The sequence below is a fragment of the Janthinobacterium sp. SUN176 genome, assembly GCF_030587335.1.
Classification (GTDB): domain Bacteria; phylum Pseudomonadota; class Gammaproteobacteria; order Burkholderiales; family Burkholderiaceae_D; genus Janthinobacterium; species Janthinobacterium kumbetense.
This window is the reverse complement of record NZ_JAPWIA010000004.1, coordinates 44,256-61,696: the sequence shown is the minus strand read 5'-3', so window position 1 is coordinate 61,696 and position 17,441 is coordinate 44,256. Positions and strand designations below refer to the sequence as shown.

Here is a 17,441-nt window from a genome sequence, read left to right as displayed (position 1 = left end):
CCACACTCACAGAGGGAGCCAGATGGTCAGAGACTTGGAACAATACAGCGCATGGCGGCAGGACGTGCAGGCCGCCTTGCAGGCATACCGGCAAGCCGCCAGCGCGGCGGGCCTGGTCGACGGCGCCTCCGCGCTGCGCCTGGCGCGCTGTGGCTCCCGCCTGACTGACGACCGCCTGTCCGTCGCCTTCGTGGCGGAATTCTCGCGCGGCAAATCCGAGCTGATCAACGCCATCTTCTTTGCCGGCTATGGCCAGCGCATCCTGCCCTCGGGCGCGGGCCGCACCACCATGTGCCCCACCGAGCTGCTGTACGACGCGGCCTGGCCGCCATCGATCCGGCTGCTGCCCATCGAGACGCGCGCCCAGAACCTGTCGACCAGCGACTACCGCGACCTGCCCGCCGCCTGGACCGTCCTGCCCCTGAATATCGAGGCGGGTGGCGACATGCAGGAAGCCATCCGCCAGGTCAGCCTGACGAAGAAAGTCAGCGTGGAAGAAGCGGCGCGCTACGGCCTGTACGACGCCGACGATGCGGACGCCCCCGCCATGCTCGACGAGGACGGCCAGGTGGAAATTTCCATGTGGCGCCACGCCATCATCAACTTCCCCCATCCGCTGCTGAAACAGGGCCTGGTGATTCTCGACACGCCCGGCCTGAACGCCATCGGCACGGAACCGGAACTGACCCTGAACCTGATCCCGAATGCGCACGCGGTGCTGTTCATCCTGGCGGCCGACACGGGCGTCACGCGCAGCGATATCGAAGTGTGGCGCAACCATATCGGCGCCGGCGCGGGGCGCCTGGTGGTGCTCAACAAGATCGACAGCATGTGGGACGAATTGCGCGGCGATGCCGAGGTGGCGCAAGCCATCGAACGCCAGCAGGCCAGCGTGGCGCATCTGCTGACACTGGACCCAGGCCAGGTGTTTCCCGTCTCGGCGCAAAAGGCCCTGGTGGGCAAGATCAACCACGATGCGGCGCTGCTGGAAAAGAGCCGTTTGCTGCCGCTGGAGACGGCCCTGTTCGAGGAGCTGATCCCCGCGCGCAAGGACATCATCCGGCGCCAGCTGGCGTTCGACCTGGACGCCATCGAGGCGGCGCAGCAGGTGCAGGCGGCGGCGCGCGCGCGCGGCATCGCCGAGCAGCTGCACGAGCTGCACAGCCTGCGCGGCAAGAACCAGAGCGTGATCGCGCACATGATGCGCCGCGTCGATATCGAGAAGAAGGAATTCGACAGCAGCCTGTTCAAGCTGCAGGCCACGCGCGCCGTATTTACCCGCCTGTCGACGGAACTCTATACGAGCCTGGGCATGGACATCGTGCGCGACGATATCGATGGCGTGCGCGCCGCCATGCAGCGCAGCCGCTTTTTCACGGGCCTGCGCGAAGCCGTGCGCCAGTATTTCGAGCGCATCACCCGGAACCTGGATCGCTCGGAAGGCAAGACGGCCGAGATCACGGAAATGATGAACGTGATGTACCGCAAATTCGCCACCGAACATGGCCTGGCGCTGGCCTTGCCGATGCCGTTTTCCCTGGCCCGCTACCGCCAGGAGATCGCCGATATCGAAGCCGTGTATCACAAGCAGTTCGGCACGGCCACCCTGCTCACCACCAGCCGGGTCGTGCTGATGGAGAAATTCTTCGACACCATCGCCTCACGCGTGCGCCGCAGCTTCACCAACGCCAACGACGACGCCAGTGCCTGGCTGAAAGTCATCATGGCGCCCCTCGAAGCGCAGATCGTCGAGTACAAGGAACAGCTGAAACTGCGCTTTGCCTCGATCCAGCGCATCCACGACGCCACGGGCAGCCTGGAACAGAAAATCGCCGGCTTCGAAGCAAGCCTGGCGGCGCTCGAACGCGACAAGGCGCAGCTGGCGCAATTGCTCGCTGCCTTGCGCACGGCCAGCGCCACATAAAACACGCAACAACACGCCACAAGATACTGGAACCCTGCATGAAACGTCTGCTGCATCCGCTCTCGCCCGCCACGGGCGCAACTCAGTTTGAAAACGCGTCTGAAAATTATATCGACCCGACTTTTTCCGCCACCGTCATCGCCTGGCAAAAGCAGCATGGCCGCCATGCGCTGCCGTGGCAAAACACGCGCGACGCCTACCTGATCTGGCTGTCCGAAATCATGCTGCAGCAAACGCAGGTCACCGCGGTACTCGGCTACTATGCGCGCTTCCTCGAACGCTTCCCTACCCTGCGCGATCTGGCCAGCGCCCCGGTGGAAGACGTGATGGCGCAGTGGAGCGGCCTCGGTTACTACACGCGGGCGCGCAACCTGCACAAGTGCGCGCAGCGCGTGGTGGCCGAATACGACGGCGTCTTCCCCAGCGACCCGGCCTTGCTGGCCGACCTGCCCGGCATCGGCCGCTCGACGGCGGCCGCCATCTCCGCGTTCTCCAGCGGCACACGCGCAGCCATCATGGACGGCAACGTCAAACGCGTCTTCGCGCGCACCTTCGGCATCGATGCCTATCCCGGCGAAAAACGGGTCGAGGAAGCCATGTGGCGCCGTGCCGAAGCGCTGCTGCCGGAGACAGGTATCGAAGCCTACACGCAGGGCTTGATGGACTTCGGCGCCACCCTGTGCACGCGCAGCAGCCCCGATTGCGGCCGCTGCCCGCTGCAGCCGCGCTGCGTGGCCTACGCTACGGGCCGCACCAAGGATCTGCCGGTGCGCAAACCGAAGAAAACCAGCCCCGAAAAACACGCCGTCATGCTGGTCATCATCGACGATGGCCAGGTGCTGCTGGAACAGCGTCCCGGTTCCGGCATCTGGGGCGGCTTGCTGTCGCTGCCGGAACTCGATGGCCACGTGCTGGCCGGCGAGGACTGTCCGCGCGACATCGATCAGGATGCGCTGACGCGCGCCGTGGCGCCGTTTGGCGCAATCGAAACGCAGGAACGGCTGCTGCCCATCGTGCACGTGTTTACCCACTACAAACTGCACATCGTTCCCTGCCGCATCACCCTGGCGCGCCGCCTGGCGCTGGCCGGGGAAGCGACGCACGTCTGGTATGACGGCGCGAAAATCGCGGACGCGCCGCTGCCCGCCCCCATCAAGAAACTGCTGCTGGACCTGTTCGGCGATGCGCGCGCGGCGCAACGCAGCATGTTCTAGTGCGGCATTTTTTACTGCTCGCGCTGGCGGCGCTGTGTCTGCACGGCGCCCACGCGGCGAACGACCTGCCCGAGGTAAGAATTGGCGTACTGGCCTACAAGGGCGGCGACGCCGTGCAGCAGGACTGGTCGTACGTGACGCGCCACCTGCAAGCGAGCATTCCCGGCATCCGTTTCATCCTGGCCGACTACGACCAGGCGGGCCTGACGCGCGCCGTGCAGTCGCAATCGATCGCCTTTGCCATCACCAGCAGCGGCCATTACGTGGCGCTCGAGCACAGCGATGGCGCCAGCCGTATCGCCACCCTGGAATCGCCATGGACGGAGTCGCCGCGCCAGGCCATCGGCTCGGCCATCGTCGTGCGCAGCGCGTCGCCGCTACATGACCTGGCCGACCTGGCTGGCAAGAACGTGATGGCCGTGGCACCCGACGCTTTTGGCGGCTACCAGATCGCCGCGCGCGAACTGCGCGAAGCGGGCATCGATCCCGCGCATGATTTTGCCAGCCTGCGCTATAGCGGTTTTCCGTCGCAGCAGATCATCGACGCCGTGCGTGCGGGGCGCATGGATGCGGGCATCGTGCGCACCTGCCTGCTCGAACAGATGGTCGCGCGCGGCGAAGTGCGCGCCGAGGAACTGCGCGTGATCACCACGCGCCCGATTCCCGGTTTTCGCTGCGCCAGCTCGTCGCGGCTGTATCCGGACTGGCCCTTCGTGGCCCTGCGACAGACGCCGCCCGCGCTGGCAAAAAAAGTGGCGCAAGCCCTGCTAGCCATGCCGCGCACCGACGAAGGCTACAGCTGGACGGTACCCAGCGATTACCAAATCGTCGATGAGCTGTTCCGCGACCTGCGCATCGGTCCCTACGCCTATCTGGACAAGCTGACGTTCGAGACGGCGTTGCGCCGCTACTGGGGCTGGATGCTGCTGGTGCTGGCCTTGCTCATCGCCTGGGCCGTGCACACGGTGCGCGTGGAATACCTGGTCAGCCGGCGCACGGAGCAATTGCGCGCCGCCCAGCACCAGCAGCGCGCGCTGGAAGAGCAGGCGCGCCAGCGCCAGGCCACGCTAGACCACACGGCGCGCCTGGCGATTCTGGGCGAAATGGCCAGCGCCATCGCGCATGAATTGAACCAGCCGCTAGCCGCCATCGGCAATTTCGCGCGCGGCATGGCGCGCCGCATCACGGCGGGTCGGCTCGATGCGGCGCCCCTGCTCGACGGCGCGCAGGAAATCGCCACGCAAAGCGAACGCGCGGGCGCCATCATCCGTCACATTCGCGCGATGGCGCAAAAGCGTCCCGCGCACAGCACGGCCTTCGCCCTGGCCGACGCCGTGGAGCAAGCCGTGGCCCTGTTCCGCGCAGCCCATCCGCAAGCCAATATCAGCTGGCGCCACGAGGCGGTCAGCGCGGCACCGCGCGTGCTGGCCGACCCGCAGCAAGTGCAGCAGGTGCTGCTCAATTTACTGAAAAATGCGCTCGATGCGCAGCTGGAAAACGGCAATCCGCAGCACCCCATCGGCGTGCTGCTGCACCGCGAAAACGGCGCCTGCACGGTGGCCGTGCGCGACGCCGGCTGCGGCCTGGAAGCGGCGCAGATGGCGCGCCTGTTCGAACCCTTCTTTACCACCAAGGCCGAAGGCCTGGGCCTGGGCATGTCGCTCAGCAAAAGCATCATCGAATCGTTCGGCGGCAGCCTGTCGGCGCACGCCAACGCCGATGCACCAGGCTTGACGGTCTGGTTCCGCCTGCCCGAAGATACTGGCCTGGGAGCCAACAAGGAAACACCATGAATGAAAGCGATGCGATCATCTTTGTCGTCGACGACGACGCCGCCATGCGCCGCTCGCTGGCCTATCTGTTCGATTCGGCCGGCTGGAAGGTCGAGACGTTCGAGTCGGCGCGCGACTTCCTGCAGCGCTACGCTGGCCATGTGCCGGGCTGCCTGCTGCTCGACGTGCGCATGCCTTTGATGAGCGGACTGGAACTGCAACAGGAGTTGAACAACAGGACCGGCCACGCCATCTCCCTGCCCGTGATTTTCCTCAGCGGTCACGGCGACCTGGCCATGGCCGTGCAGACGATGAAGGCGGGCGCCTGCGATTTTTTGGAAAAACCGTGCAAGGACCAGGTGCTGCTGGACGCCGTCAGCCGGGCCGTGGCCCGCAGCGTGGAAGAAAGCCGCAGCGCCGCCAGCGCGAATACGGCGCAATCGGCGCTGGCCAGGCTCACCGCGCGCGAGCGCGAAGTGGCGTTGCTGATGGCCGAAGGCAAAGCCTCGAAAGTCATCGCCCGCGAGCTGGGCATCAGCGACAAGACAGTGCAGGTGCACCGCCATAACACGATGGAAAAACTGGGCCTGCATTCAGCAGCCGAGGTAGCCCGGCTGCTAATGGCCGGCGGCGAAATCTAGAACACCCAACCCAACCTACTGCGCGTCGTGATTTGCGGCCTGCGATGCTCACTGTGCATTCGCACAGCTACGCTTCTCGACCGCACCTCCCTTCCGCTCGCTACGGTTTTGTTGAGCGTTCGTTAAGCCCGCACGATGCGCGCCGGCAGCCCCTGCCGCACCGACGTGCCCGAGACGGGATCGACAAACACGTTCTTGTCGCCGCGGCTCGGGTCCGTCAATCCCAGGTCATTCAGGTTGATGCCGGCGCCGATGGCCGGTTCATCTGGCTGGCGCAGCTTGCCGATACGGTGGGCGCGCGCACCGTGCTCCTTGTGGCCGAAACCGTGTTCGACGGCGATCACGCCCTGCTGCACGCCATGGCGCAGCATCACCGTGGCCCTGGCCCTGCCGCCCGGCGTTTCCAGGTAAATGGCATCGCCATTTACCAGCTTCAAGCGCGCCGCATCGTCGGGATGCACGGCGACCGGGTTGTCCGGATGGATGCCGCGCAAGCGCCGCGCACCGATGCTGTAGGAGTTCTGCAGCGCCGATTTAAAGCTGATCAACTCGAACGGCCACTCGCTGGCCGGATAGGTCTTGCGCACGGGCGTACCGTCGGCAAACGCCGCCACTCGCCACGCGGGCGTGCCGGGGAATCGCTTGCCGCTCAAGCTGTTCTTGCTCACGCCCAGGCCTTCGTTGTACAGCATCATCGGTTTCAGATAGCGGTGCGTGGACCAGTCCTGCGGATACGGCGTCTCGTCGATCACGGGTGCAGGCGCTGCCGGCGCCTTGGGATTCGCCGGTGGCGGCAGGCGCAGGCCGAACATTTCGCCATAGCTCTGGTAGCGCCCTCCCCGCGCCAGCATGAAGGCCACCTTGCGCCACTCTTCCGGCTTCAAGGTGCGCTCCAGTTCGGGGCGGATGCGGCCCACGCCGGATAAATCGATATCGTCGTCGCTGGCCTCCGGCACGGCCGTCTTGCCCTGCCAGGCGATGTTGGCGCCGCCGCGCAGATACCAGTCTTCCGCGCGCTGCAGGGGGAAGCGCTGGCCATCCATGTCCTGCAAGGCCTCCGGACCGAAACCGGGCAAGTCCATCGTTTTCGCCAGCGCGATGAAGAACGATTCCATGCAGATGGTCTGGCCGTCCGGCGTCTTTTGCACGCGCGGTTCGACCACGGGCCAGCGCGCCGTGCTCATTTTGACGGGCATGCCGCCCCAGGCGCCAGCCCAGCCCCAGCTTTCGTACAGCAAGGTGTCGGGCAACAGGTAGTCGGCAAACGCCGAGCTTTCATTGATGAAGGGGTCGATGGCGACGATCAGGGGAATCTTCTTCGGATCGGCCAGCTCTTTGCCGATCTGCGCGCGCAAGCCCGTGATGCCGTAGACGGGATTGCAGCTCCACAGAATCAGCGCCTTCAGGGTATACGGGTAGCCGTTCATGGCGCTGGTCAGCCACTCGGTGGCCAGCGCGGGCGCATTCGGATACCACGGCGCCTTCGCCGGATACGCCTTGCCCGCTTCTTTCTTCAGCTTGAATTCCGAGGTTTTTTCATACGGCACATTGCGCCCGATCGGCATGCCGGCCGCCTTGATCTCGCCGTCGAAACTCTCGAGGTTATAGCGCGGACCGGGTCCCGCATCCTTGAAGCTGCCGCCGTTGACCAGGGTGCCGCCCTTGCGATTCAGGTTACCGATCAGGGTATTGAGCATGACCAGCGCATACGCGTTATAGAATCCCGCACCCGACATCATGCCGCCGTGCGCATTGACGGCGGCGCGCTTGCCATGGCTGGTGAGTTCCTGCGCCAGCCCTTCGATGATGTCGCGTGAAATGCCGCAGGCCGCCGCGTATTCATCCATGCTGTGGCGCTGCGCTTCCTCGTTGAGCATCGTCATGGCCGTCTTCAGGTGCAGTGGTGCACCCGCCACGTCCAGCGGGCCGTCGAAGAACAGGCGCGCCTCACCCTTGGCGGCATTGTGTGGCACGATCGCTTGCGTGGCGGCGTCGATCACGCAAAAGGCGTCGCCATCCTTGTAGCGCTCTTCTTCCGACAACTCCACCGCGCCCATATCCGACGCGCGCAGGTAGCGGCCATCGCGCGGATGGCCCTTCTCGTTGATGATCAAATGCGTGGCATTGCACCAGGCGGCTTCGCCCGCCGCTTCCGCCACCTTCAGGTTCGGCTGCACGAGGAAGTTGCGGTCATAGCGTTCGTGTTCGATGATCCAGCGGATCATGGCCATGGCCAGCGCACCATCCGTACCCGGCTTGATCGGTACCCAGCGGCTGCGGTCGCCCGCGGCAAGGCTGTCCGCGTTTGTCAGCACGGGGTCGACAACGACGTAACTGAATTCGCGCTTGCCCGACCTTGCTTTCGCGATCAGGGTGCCCTGGCGCTTGAACGGGTTGCCCGCATTGCCCGGCGCCGTGCCGACGAAAATGCAGAATTCCGTATTTTCCAGGTCCACTTTCGCGTGCGGCATCTTCTTCATGTCGCCGAACATGGCACCCGAGCCGCTGCGGTAGGCGCCGCCGCAATACGAACCGTGGTTGACCAGGTTCAAACTGCCGTACGACTGCTTGAAAAAGCGCGTGCCGAACGCCAGGCGGCCATCGTCGGTACTGCACATCAGGCCCACCTGGTTCACTTGCGGGCCCAGTTCCGGCTGCGCCGGATCGATCGGCTTTTCCAGCTCGCGCAAGGCGCGCAGTCCCTGCACGTGGCCTTCGCCAAACAGGTCGCCGCCTTCCGTCACTTCCTTCACCAACTGGTCGAAGGCGATCGGTTCCCACTGGCCGCCGCCGCGCGGTCCCACACGCTTCATGGGCGCCAGCACGCGGAACGGCGACTCCATCTGTTCCAGCACGCCGTTGCCGCGGCCGCAAGCCGTCGAACGGCCCTTCAGCCCCTTTTCCTGGAAGCGCGACAGCGACACAAAGCTGTCGCGGATCGAGGTTTGATACGGCAGCGCCGGGTCGGCCGACAGGGGGCTGTAGGGATTGCCCGCCACGCGCAGCACCTTGCCGCTTTTTTTATCCTGGCGCACGCGCACGCCGCAAAACGTAGTGCAGCCCATGCACATGGTGTAGCTCACTTGCTGGTCGGGATTGACCGTTAGCTTGCCCGTGGCCGTATCGACGGAAAACTCGGGCGGCAGGGAATTGCCATGCAGTTTCTGCACGGGTTTATCCTTGCCCAGCGCATGGTCGACCATGCGGCCGGCCGTGGTGGAAAAGCTGGCGGCAAACGCGGCCAGGCCGCCGCCAATGGCGCCGTAGCGCAACAGCTTGCGGCGTTTTTCGTTTTCATCTTCAGGGACGTCGTTGTGTGCGTTGTGGTGTATTTGATCGTTCATTTTTGACTCCTCAGTGCGTGGCCATGGCGGGACGGCTGCGACCAGCGACGACGCGGCCCGCCCATGGCAAAAATTCCAGCATCAGCAACAGCAGCGCGATCCACAGGCCGGCCGTGCCAATAATGCCCAGCAAGCCATCGTTCCCCATCGGCAGGTGGTAGTCGTACAGGCCTGCACCCGTCTTCGGAATCGTCTGGCCGCCGATAAAAATCGTCCAGCGCATCATCCAGGCGCTATGCAGCGCGATCAGGCCATTGGCCAGGCCACTCGTGGCCGGACGCCAGATGGCCAGCGCCATCGGCACGATGGCCGACAGCACGGCCCATACGGCCGTGAACTGCCATTGCGGCATGCCCGCCACCTGCGTAAAGGCCATGCTGTGGCTGGCGCTCACGCCGGAAAGACTGACGAACAGCCAGCCGCCGCCCAGCGCCAGCACCAGCGCCAGCGACAGGGCCAGCGCGCGGTTCAGCGATACTTCCAGCGCCTTGTCGCGGCCCGGCAGGAAGCGGTTGAACAGCAGCGCCAGGCCCACGGCCCCGACAAAGGCCGTGGCGGCAAATTGCGCCGGCAGGAAAGGCGTGAACCACAGGGGACGGGCACGCACCACCATCACTTCCATGCCCGTGTACAGACCCACGACGAAGGCGGCCAACAAGGTGAAGGCGGCGGCGACGCGAATGGCCCGCAAGGAAGCGGCGCCGCCGCGCCCCAGCAAGCGGTAGGCGAAGGCCAGGCGGTCCTGGCCCTGTCCCCGTGTGGCGAAGTCCACGCGCAGCGCCAGCCACGCGTACAGCATCAAACAGCCCAGATACAGGGGGATGAAGAACGAGCCCCACGACATCCACGACTGCGGCTGGAAGTAAATATAGAAATGGTAGAAGCGGCCCGGCCCGTGCAAATCGGCCAGCAGCGCCACGGGCGCCGTCATGCCGCAGACGAGGGATGCCAGCAGCGCGATGCGTCCCAGGCGTTCATACGCCTTGCGGCCAAAGACGAAGTACGGCAGCGTCAGCATGAAACTGCCATAACTGAGGCCGATGAGGAAAAAATACTGCACCGCCCACGGCAGCCATGCCGCTTCGCGCGTGACGTTGAGAATTTCGGTGATGTGGCTGTCCATGGTTTATTTCCCGTGTTTGCTCGGTTGCCAAAGAGTCGCTTCGCCCTCGACGTGGCCGGCGAAGCGCGTGTCCAGTCCCAGGTAAAACACGTGGGGCTGGGTGCCCTGCTCGGGTTTCAGCACCTTCACCTTGTTCTCGGTCAGCAGCTGGTGCACCACGCTGTCCGGGTCATTCAGGTCGCCGAAGATACGCGCGCCGCCCACGCAGGTTTCCACGCAGGCAGGCAGCAAGCCTTCATCGACCCGGTGCGCGCAGAACGTGCATTTGTCGGCCTTGCCCGTTTCGTGGTTGATGAAGCGCGCGTCATACGGGCAGGCTTGCACGCAGTAGGCGCAGCCCACGCAGCGGTCGCCATCGACGACGACGACGCCATCCTTGCGCTGGAACGTGGCGCCGACGGGACAGACGGGAATGCAGGGGGGATTGGCGCAGTGGTTGCACAGGCGCGGCAGCATGTAGGTGCCGCAGCGGTTCTCTTCCTTGACTTCATAGGTCGAGACGACGGTGCGGAAGCTGTTTTCCGGCACGGCGTTTTCCATGATGCAGGAGACCGTGCAAGCCTGGCAGCCGATGCATTTCTGCACATCGACCACCATCGCCCAACGCTGGCCGCCTTCGCCCTTGGTGGCCGCCTTGCCTGGCAGCGGCGCGATGGCCGCCCCGATGGTTACGGCTGGCAAGGCGCGCAAGAAACTGCGGCGCGATTCAATCATGACACTCTCCTTGACTATGGGCGGCAAGCCCTTGTTGACTTGCTGCCATGATAGAAAAGAAGGCGCTACGGGGGTATTGGGATGATCGGGTGGGGACCTAGATGATCATGCCAATTGACAGAGGAGAGGAATGGGGGTAATGCGCTTACAACTCGTCGAGCGAATACAGCCTGCGGTGCTCACGAATCGCGTAGCGGTCCGTCATGCCGGCGATGTAGTCGGCGATCTTGCGCGCCTGCTGCGTGACGTCGCCATCCCTGAGTTGATAGTCGGGCGGCAGCAGGGCCGGTTCGGCCATGAAGCTGTCGTACAGTTCGCGCACGATGCGGCTCGCCTTCACGCGCATGCGGTTGACCTGGTAGTGGCGGTACAGGTTCGCGCGCAGGAACCGCTTGAGCTCCGTCGCATCCTTGCGCATGGCGTCCGAAAAACGGATCAGCGGGGGACTGGCGCGCACTTCGCTGACGTCGCGCGGAGCGGCGTCCGCAATCAGGGAAGTCGACGTGACGATCAGATCGTCGGCCAGGGCCGTGATCAGGCGGCGCAGGGTTTCGTAGATGGCGCGCCGGCCCGACAGGCCGGGAAACGCCTGCTGCACGTCGCGCCACAGGCGGCCGAAGAATTCCACCTCTTCCAGCTGGGCGATGGTAATCAGGCCGGAACGCAGGCCGTCGTCGATATCGTGGCTGTTGTAGGCGATTTCATCGGCCAGGTTGGTCAGCTGCGCTTCCAGGGTCGGTTGCGTGCGATCGATGAAGCGCTGGGCCACAGGGCCCAGTTCGCGCGCATGCGCCAGCGAGCAGTGTTTCAGGATGCCTTCTCGCGTCTCGAACATCAGGTTCAAGCCATCGAAGGCGCCGTAGTGCTCTTCCAACGTGTCGACCACGCGCAGGCTTTGCAGGTTGTGCTCGAAGCCGCCGTGCGCCTGCATGCATTCGTTGAGCACGTCCTGGCCCACGTGGCCGAACGGCGTGTGGCCCAGGTCATGCGCGAGCGCAATGGCTTCCACCAGGTCTTCGTTCAGGCGCAGGTTGCGCGCGATGGAGCGGCCCACCTGCGCCACTTCCAGGCTGTGCGTCAGGCGGGTGCGGAACAAATCTCCCTCGTGATTGAGGAACACCTGGGTCTTGTACTCGAGGCGGCGGAAGGCAGAGGAATGGATGATGCGGTCGCGGTCGCGCTGGAACTGGCTGCGCGAGGCGTGCGGCGCCTCGGCAAAGCGACGTCCCTGCCCCTGTGCCGAATGGGCCGCGTACGGAGCAAGGAAGTCTTCGGGCAGCATGTTATTGCACTCCGGCGGCCAGGGTAGCCAGCACCAGTTCGTGCGGCGCGGACGTGATGTTCGGGCTGCCCAGGGGTTTCAACAGGATGAACTTGATGGCGCCGCCCTCGTTCTTCTTGTCCACTTCCATCAGCTCCAGCCAGCGCTCGACACCGAGGTCCGGCGCCTTCACCGGCAGGCCGGCGGCGGCCACCAGCGCGCGCACGCGCTCCACGGCCGCCTGGTCGATATAGCCCATGCGGCAGGACAGGTCGGCCGCCATCACCATGCCGCAGCCGACGGCTTCGCCGTGCAGCCAGTGGCCGTAACCCAGGCCCGCCTCGATGGCGTGGCCGAAGGTGTGGCCGAAATTCAGGATGGCGCGCAAGCCGCCTTCGCGCTCGTCCTGGCGCACCACGTCGGCCTTGATCTCGCACGAGCGGGCGATGGCATAGGCCAGGGCGCCCTTGTCGCGCGCCATCAGCTTGGCCATGTTCGCCTCGATCCAGTCGAAAAACGCGGCATCGATGATGGCGCCATGCTTGATCACTTCGGCCAGGCCGGCCGACAGCTCGCGCGCTGGCAGGGTTTCCAGGGTCGACGTGTCGGCGATCACGGCGCGCGGCTGGTAGAAGGCGCCGATCATGTTCTTGCCCAGCGGGTGGTTGATGCCCGTCTTGCCGCCGACGGAGGAATCGACCTGCGCCAGCAGGGTGGTGGGCACCTGCACGAAGCCGATGCCGCGCATGTAGCTGGCCGCCGCGTAGCCGGTAAGGTCGCCGATCACGCCGCCGCCCAGGGCCACCAGGGTGGTCTTGCGGTCGCACTTGTTGGCCAGCAGCGCGTCGAAGATCTGCATCAGGCTGGCCCAGTTTTTATATTCTTCGCCGTCCGGCAGGACGATGCTGATCACCTCGCGGCCATCGCTGGCCAGCGCCGCCTGCAGGCGGCCCAGGTACAGGGGGGCGACGGTGGTATTGGTGACGATGGCCACCTTGTGGCCGCTGATATGGCGCAGCAGCGCGTCGGCGTCGGCCAGCAGGCCGGGACCGATGGCGATCGGATAACTGCGCTCGTCGAGGTCTACGCTCAACAACATTTTAGATTGCTCGTTCATCGAAGGCTCTGCATGAATGACGCAGTTGGGCGAGGCCTCGCATTCGAGGCTGGCCAGCTGCATCAGGATGGTCTGAACCATCGATTGTACGTTAGGACGGCCCGTGTCGATCACAATGTCGGCCACTTCCATGTAATGGGGCTCGCGCTGGGACGTCAATTCTTCCAGCTTGCGGCGCGGGTCGGCCGTCTGCAGCAGCGGGCGGTTCTTGTCGTGGCTGGTGCGCGCGAGGATGTTGCTGACACTGGCACGCAGGTAGACGACCGTGCCCCGTTCCTTCAGGTAGGCGCGGCTGTCGGCGTTGAGGATGGCCCCGCCGCCGGTGGCCATGACGATGCCTTCCTGGGCGCTCAGGTCGCGGATGACCTCGGCCTCGCGCCGGCGAAAGCTGGCCTCGCCCTCGATTTCAAAGATCCACGGGATGGTCGCTCCCGTGCGTGCCTCGATTTCGTGGTCGGAATCGACAAAGCGCAAGCCCAGCTTGCGGGCCAAAATGCGCCCGATCGTGGTTTTGCCTGCGCCCATGAGGCCGACAAGAAAGATATTACTGTTGGAAATTTCGGACACTTTTTATATCAATCAGAAAATAAGCAGGCACCGCCTCTACGGCGCCCGTTTCCCCTTACGTCAAGGACAGGAGAATGTCAGTCTAAACGGGTAACTGGTGGCGTTACCCAGCGGCGTCGTCACTGTTACATTAAACGTGCTGACCACATTCGCTACACAATTTGTCGGCGTCAGGCTGTTAATTGTAACGGCATGCCGGCCTCCCTGGTTACCTTGAATGTTGCCTCCGGTACGGTCATCCACGCCAAGCGTGTTGTGCGGATAGATATTTTGTATGCTGTCCGGAGTGATGGATCCAACGCCATTGATCATATTCGTGATCGCGACCGTGGTCCCGGAAGGCATGGGGTTTTGATGCAAATCGCTGAATCTCAAGCTGAATTGACGCACTGCAGCGGCTGAAACGCTCCCAAGATCATAGGTGCTGCGATCCAGGCTGACCTGGGCCGACTGATCGAACAGCGTGACATTTTCGGGACGGCTGCCGCTCAGGAAGATGGCGATCTTCGCGAACAACGTCTTGCTGCCGTCCGAAGTGCTGGCGCAGATGGTGGCAAGACCGGGCCACAGGCTGTCGGCCGTGCCGCCATTGCTGACATCATTGCAGGGCGTGACAGGTGGATTGGTGGCCACACGCGGGTTCTGGCTGCGGAAGTCGACCGAGCAGCCGCCGTTCATGGTGGTGCAGCCGCCCATGCTGGACGAGCCGATGGCGCCCAAATTGCTCTGAAATGCCACCGGCGTGCCGTCAGGAACAGGGTTGCCCGCTTGGTCTGCCAGCAAGATAGTGACGGTCGTGGCAGGGGTGCCTACGGGGCTGTCATACGACCAGCCTTCCACGCTGGACTTGACAGAGCTGAGCGAAAACGCCGTTTGCACAGGCAAACCCGTCGTTACCAGGATGGAATCGGACAAGGTGGAAATGCCAGAGGCCAGGCTGGCCTTGACGCGGAAGGTGGTCGGGGTGGTGCCGGAACTCACGGTGGTGATGACGTCACCATTGGCATCCGTGGTGTCTTTCACTTTATTGAGCGTCATGCCAGGGCCGTTCAACAACGAAAACGTCACTTCCTGGCCGACCAGCGGTTTGTTGAAAGTATCGAATACGCGGAAAGTGAGCGTAGCCATTTCCGTGCGCGCTATGCCGCCCTGCCCTTGAATCACGATCGATTTGCCTACCGGACTGACGCTGGAAAATTGTACCGATGCCGGCGCGACGCGGCCGATCGGCAGCGTCGCGTGATACATGGAAGCGCTGCCCGCCACTGTGGCATTGACCATATCGTAGTCATTGCAACCCAGGTCGCGGAAAACAGCTGTGGCCTTGCCATTGACGACAGGCACGCCACTGGTCACGCTAGCCTTGCCGGCCTGCACGCAAGTCGAACTGAAATTTACCGTCTGGCCTGATCCCGTGTACAGGCTGCTGCCAGCCATGACATCAACCGTGACGTTGGTGGTGCCATAGGCCGGGATGCTGGCGGGCGAAAACCGCATGTTCTCCGCACTCAGGTCGGTGGCTCCCAGCACATAATTGATCTGGCTGCTGGCAACGGCACCATTGACCGTCGTGGTCGCCCGCAACGTGGCGGCGCCGCTGGCCGACAGACTGAAAGGACGCAGCGTGACGCTGGCCGTACCTGTCGCATCGGTCAGTGCCGTCCCTACCGATGGTGACATCACTGCCATGGTATTGTCAGTCGAGAATGCCACCAACACGTCGCTGATCGGTTTTCCGTTCAAATCGGTCACCAACGCCTTGGCCGTCAGCGGCGCGGCGCTCGACAGCGCGTTACTGGCGCTGCCGCCGTTAAGCAGCGCTAGCGTCATTTTGGCGCCCGATGCCTGGGCCGCCTTGATGTCATAGCTCGCCTCGCCGCTTACCGTGGCGGTGCCTGCCGCAACAGTGGCCGTCAGCTTGCCGGCACCGGTGACCGTCGCATTCAAGGCCGAGACGGTGATGCTGGCATAGCCCTTGGCGTCGGTCAGCGCCGTGCCGTTGGTTGACGACAACGATACCAGCGTGGCATCGGCTGAAAACGTGACCACGGCATTGCTGACAGGAACGCCATTTTTATCGTTGACGAGCGCCTTGGCCGTCAGCGGCGTCGTGCTGCTCAATGCATTGCTGGGCTGGCCAGCGGCGTTCAACAGGCTTACCGTGACCGTCGCGGCCACGCCGCCCGTCGTGCCGCCACTGCTGCCGCCATCGATGGTCGGATCGCCGCCACCGCCGCCACAGGCGGCCAGCAAGGCGCCCAGCGCCAGCAAGACCAGCCAATTCGATACCCGACTCCAATAAGTGTTGCTCCAAGATACATTCCGCATAGTCGCCATCAGTCCGCTTTCGTTTGCATTGTTACTTAAACGTAAAGATGTGACATTAACGTGTTGCTGGCCGATCTGCCACTATTTTCGGCGTAATAAACACCATCAGTTCGGTTTTTTCTTGACTGCGGCCCGTGCTGCGGAAAAAAACACCAAGTACGGGGATGTCGCCCAGCAGCGGCACCTTGCTGTCCGTGCCCCGCTCGGATTGCTGATAAATGCCGCCCAGTACCACCGTGCCGCCATCTTCCACCATCACTTGCGTGCGCACGTGCTTGGTGTCGATAGCGAAGCCGGAGCGGGTTTCCTGGCCCACGCTATCCTTGTTGACATCCACTTCCAGCACCACGTTGCCGTCCGGCGTGATCTGCGGCGTCACTTCCAGGCGCAGATTCGCCTTGCGGAAGGTGATCGAGGTGGCGCCGCTGCTGGTGGCCACCTGGTACGGCAGTTCGATGCCCTGCTCGATCAGCGCCAGCACCTTGTCGGCCGTCACCACGCGGGGGCTGGAAATGATCTTGCCCCTGCCGTCCGCTTCCAGCGCGGACAATTCCAGGTTCAGAAAACGGTTGGCGGCCGCCGAAAACAGGCTCAGGGCGAAACTGGCCGGCTGCAAGCCATTGATACTGGCGGCCGGCAAGTTGACAAATTGCGTGTTCGGCACGAAGGCGCCGGCGCCGGCCACCGTTTGCCCCGTCGCCTCGCCCACGCCCTGGTAACTGCCGCCGATGGCCGCGCGGCGCCCGCTGCCGCTCAGGGAAAATCCGGGCACCTGGCCAGCCGCCAGGCGCTGGTCCGTAAAACCCAGGCGCGCGCCCAGGTTGCGGCTGAAACTGTCATTCGCCTCGACGATGCGCGCCTCGATCATCACCTGCCGCGTGGCAATATCTGTCTTGGCGATCAGTTGACGGATCTGCTCCAGGCGCGCCGGCACGTCGGTGACGAACAGCTGATTCGTGCGCGGCTCGATCAGCACGCTGCCACGGCGCGACAGCAGGCGGCTGCGCCCTTCTCCCGCGTCCAGGGCGAACACCGTGCGGAACGCTTCGGCCTTCTGGTAATTGAGCTGGAAGATGGCTGACTGCAAGGGTTCCAGTTCCGCGATCTGCGCGCGCGTTTCGAGCTCCAGCTTTTCGCGCGCCAGCATTTCCTCGCGCGGCGCGATCCACAGCACGTTGCCATTGCGCCGCATGTCCAGTCCTTTCGCCTGCAGCAGCACGTCGAGCGCCTGGTCCCACGGCAAGTCGCGCAGGCGCAAGGTCACGTTGCCCGCCACACTGTCGCTGGCGACGATATTTTGCCCCGACGCATCGGCCAGGATGTGCAGGGCCGCGCGCACGCCCACGTTCTGGAAGTCGACGGAGATTTTCTCGCCAGCATATAAACGCGGCGCCGACACGTGCACCACGGTTTCCTGGGCAAGGCTGCTGGCATGC

Annotated in this window: 10 protein-coding genes and 1 pseudogene; 4 read left to right on the top strand and 7 right to left on the bottom strand. The window is 64.1% G+C overall.

Annotated features, from left to right (window positions below; translation table 11 throughout):
* The first annotated feature begins 22 nt into the window (after positions 1-22).
* Genes O3299_RS23115 through O3299_RS23100 form a run of 4 tightly spaced genes read left to right on the top strand, consistent with a single transcriptional unit; the run spans position 23 to position 5,551 of the window.
* Entirely contained in the window at positions 23-1,924 is a 1,902-nt protein-coding gene (locus tag O3299_RS23115; protein WP_305063286.1) for a dynamin family protein, read from the top strand.
* Between the two features lie 38 nt (positions 1,925-1,962).
* Complete coding sequence (gene mutY, locus O3299_RS23110; protein WP_305063285.1) at positions 1,963-3,138, top strand: A/G-specific adenine glycosylase; 1,176 nt, start codon at positions 1,963-1,965, stop codon at positions 3,136-3,138.
* Positions 3,138-4,931, top strand: a complete 1,794-nt coding sequence (locus tag O3299_RS23105; RefSeq protein WP_305063284.1) for a sensor histidine kinase — start codon at positions 3,138-3,140, stop codon at positions 4,929-4,931. Before mutY ends, O3299_RS23105 begins: the two co-directional genes overlap by 1 nt.
* Positions 4,928-5,551, top strand: a complete 624-nt coding sequence (locus tag O3299_RS23100; RefSeq protein WP_099665719.1) for a response regulator transcription factor — start codon at positions 4,928-4,930, stop codon at positions 5,549-5,551. The genes O3299_RS23105 and O3299_RS23100 overlap by 4 nt, the downstream gene beginning before the upstream one ends.
* A 122-nt stretch (positions 5,552-5,673) precedes the next feature.
* On the opposite strand, the gene O3299_RS23095 is transcribed toward O3299_RS23100, so the two are convergent.
* From O3299_RS23095 to O3299_RS23065, 7 genes and pseudogenes are all read right to left on the bottom strand, one after another.
* Positions 5,674-8,895 carry a molybdopterin-dependent oxidoreductase gene (locus tag O3299_RS23095; RefSeq protein WP_305063283.1) on the bottom strand — a complete coding sequence of 1,074 codons (3,222 nt, stop codon included), beginning with the start codon at positions 8,893-8,895 and terminating at the stop codon, positions 5,674-5,676.
* Positions 8,896-8,905: 10 nt separating this feature from the next.
* Complete coding sequence (gene nrfD, locus O3299_RS23090) at positions 8,906-10,018, bottom strand: NrfD/PsrC family molybdoenzyme membrane anchor subunit (RefSeq protein WP_305063282.1); 1,113 nt, start codon at positions 10,016-10,018, stop codon at positions 8,906-8,908.
* Between the two features lie 3 nt (positions 10,019-10,021).
* On the bottom strand, positions 10,022-10,732 hold the full coding sequence (gene dsrO, locus O3299_RS23085) for a sulfate reduction electron transfer complex DsrMKJOP subunit DsrO (protein ID WP_077398882.1): 711 nt from the start codon (positions 10,730-10,732) through the stop codon (positions 10,022-10,024).
* Positions 10,733-10,877: 145 nt separating this feature from the next.
* Positions 10,878-12,014: a deoxyguanosinetriphosphate triphosphohydrolase gene (locus O3299_RS23080; RefSeq protein ID WP_251349381.1), complete on the bottom strand. Its 1,137-nt coding sequence runs from the start codon at positions 12,012-12,014 to the stop codon at positions 10,878-10,880.
* 1 nt (position 12,015) lies between these two features.
* Positions 12,016-13,635: a bifunctional shikimate kinase/3-dehydroquinate synthase AroKB gene (gene aroKB / locus O3299_RS23075; RefSeq protein WP_251349708.1), complete on the bottom strand. Its 1,620-nt coding sequence runs from the start codon at positions 13,633-13,635 to the stop codon at positions 12,016-12,018.
* A gap of 102 nt (positions 13,636-13,737) precedes the next feature.
* Positions 13,738-15,948: a hypothetical protein gene (locus tag O3299_RS23070; protein WP_305063281.1), complete on the bottom strand. Its 2,211-nt coding sequence runs from the start codon at positions 15,946-15,948 to the stop codon at positions 13,738-13,740.
* Positions 15,949-16,060: 112 nt separating this feature from the next.
* Positions 16,061-17,386, bottom strand: a pseudogene (locus O3299_RS23065) (type IV pilus secretin PilQ); the annotation flags it as partial.
* Positions 17,387-17,441 lie beyond the last annotated feature (55 nt).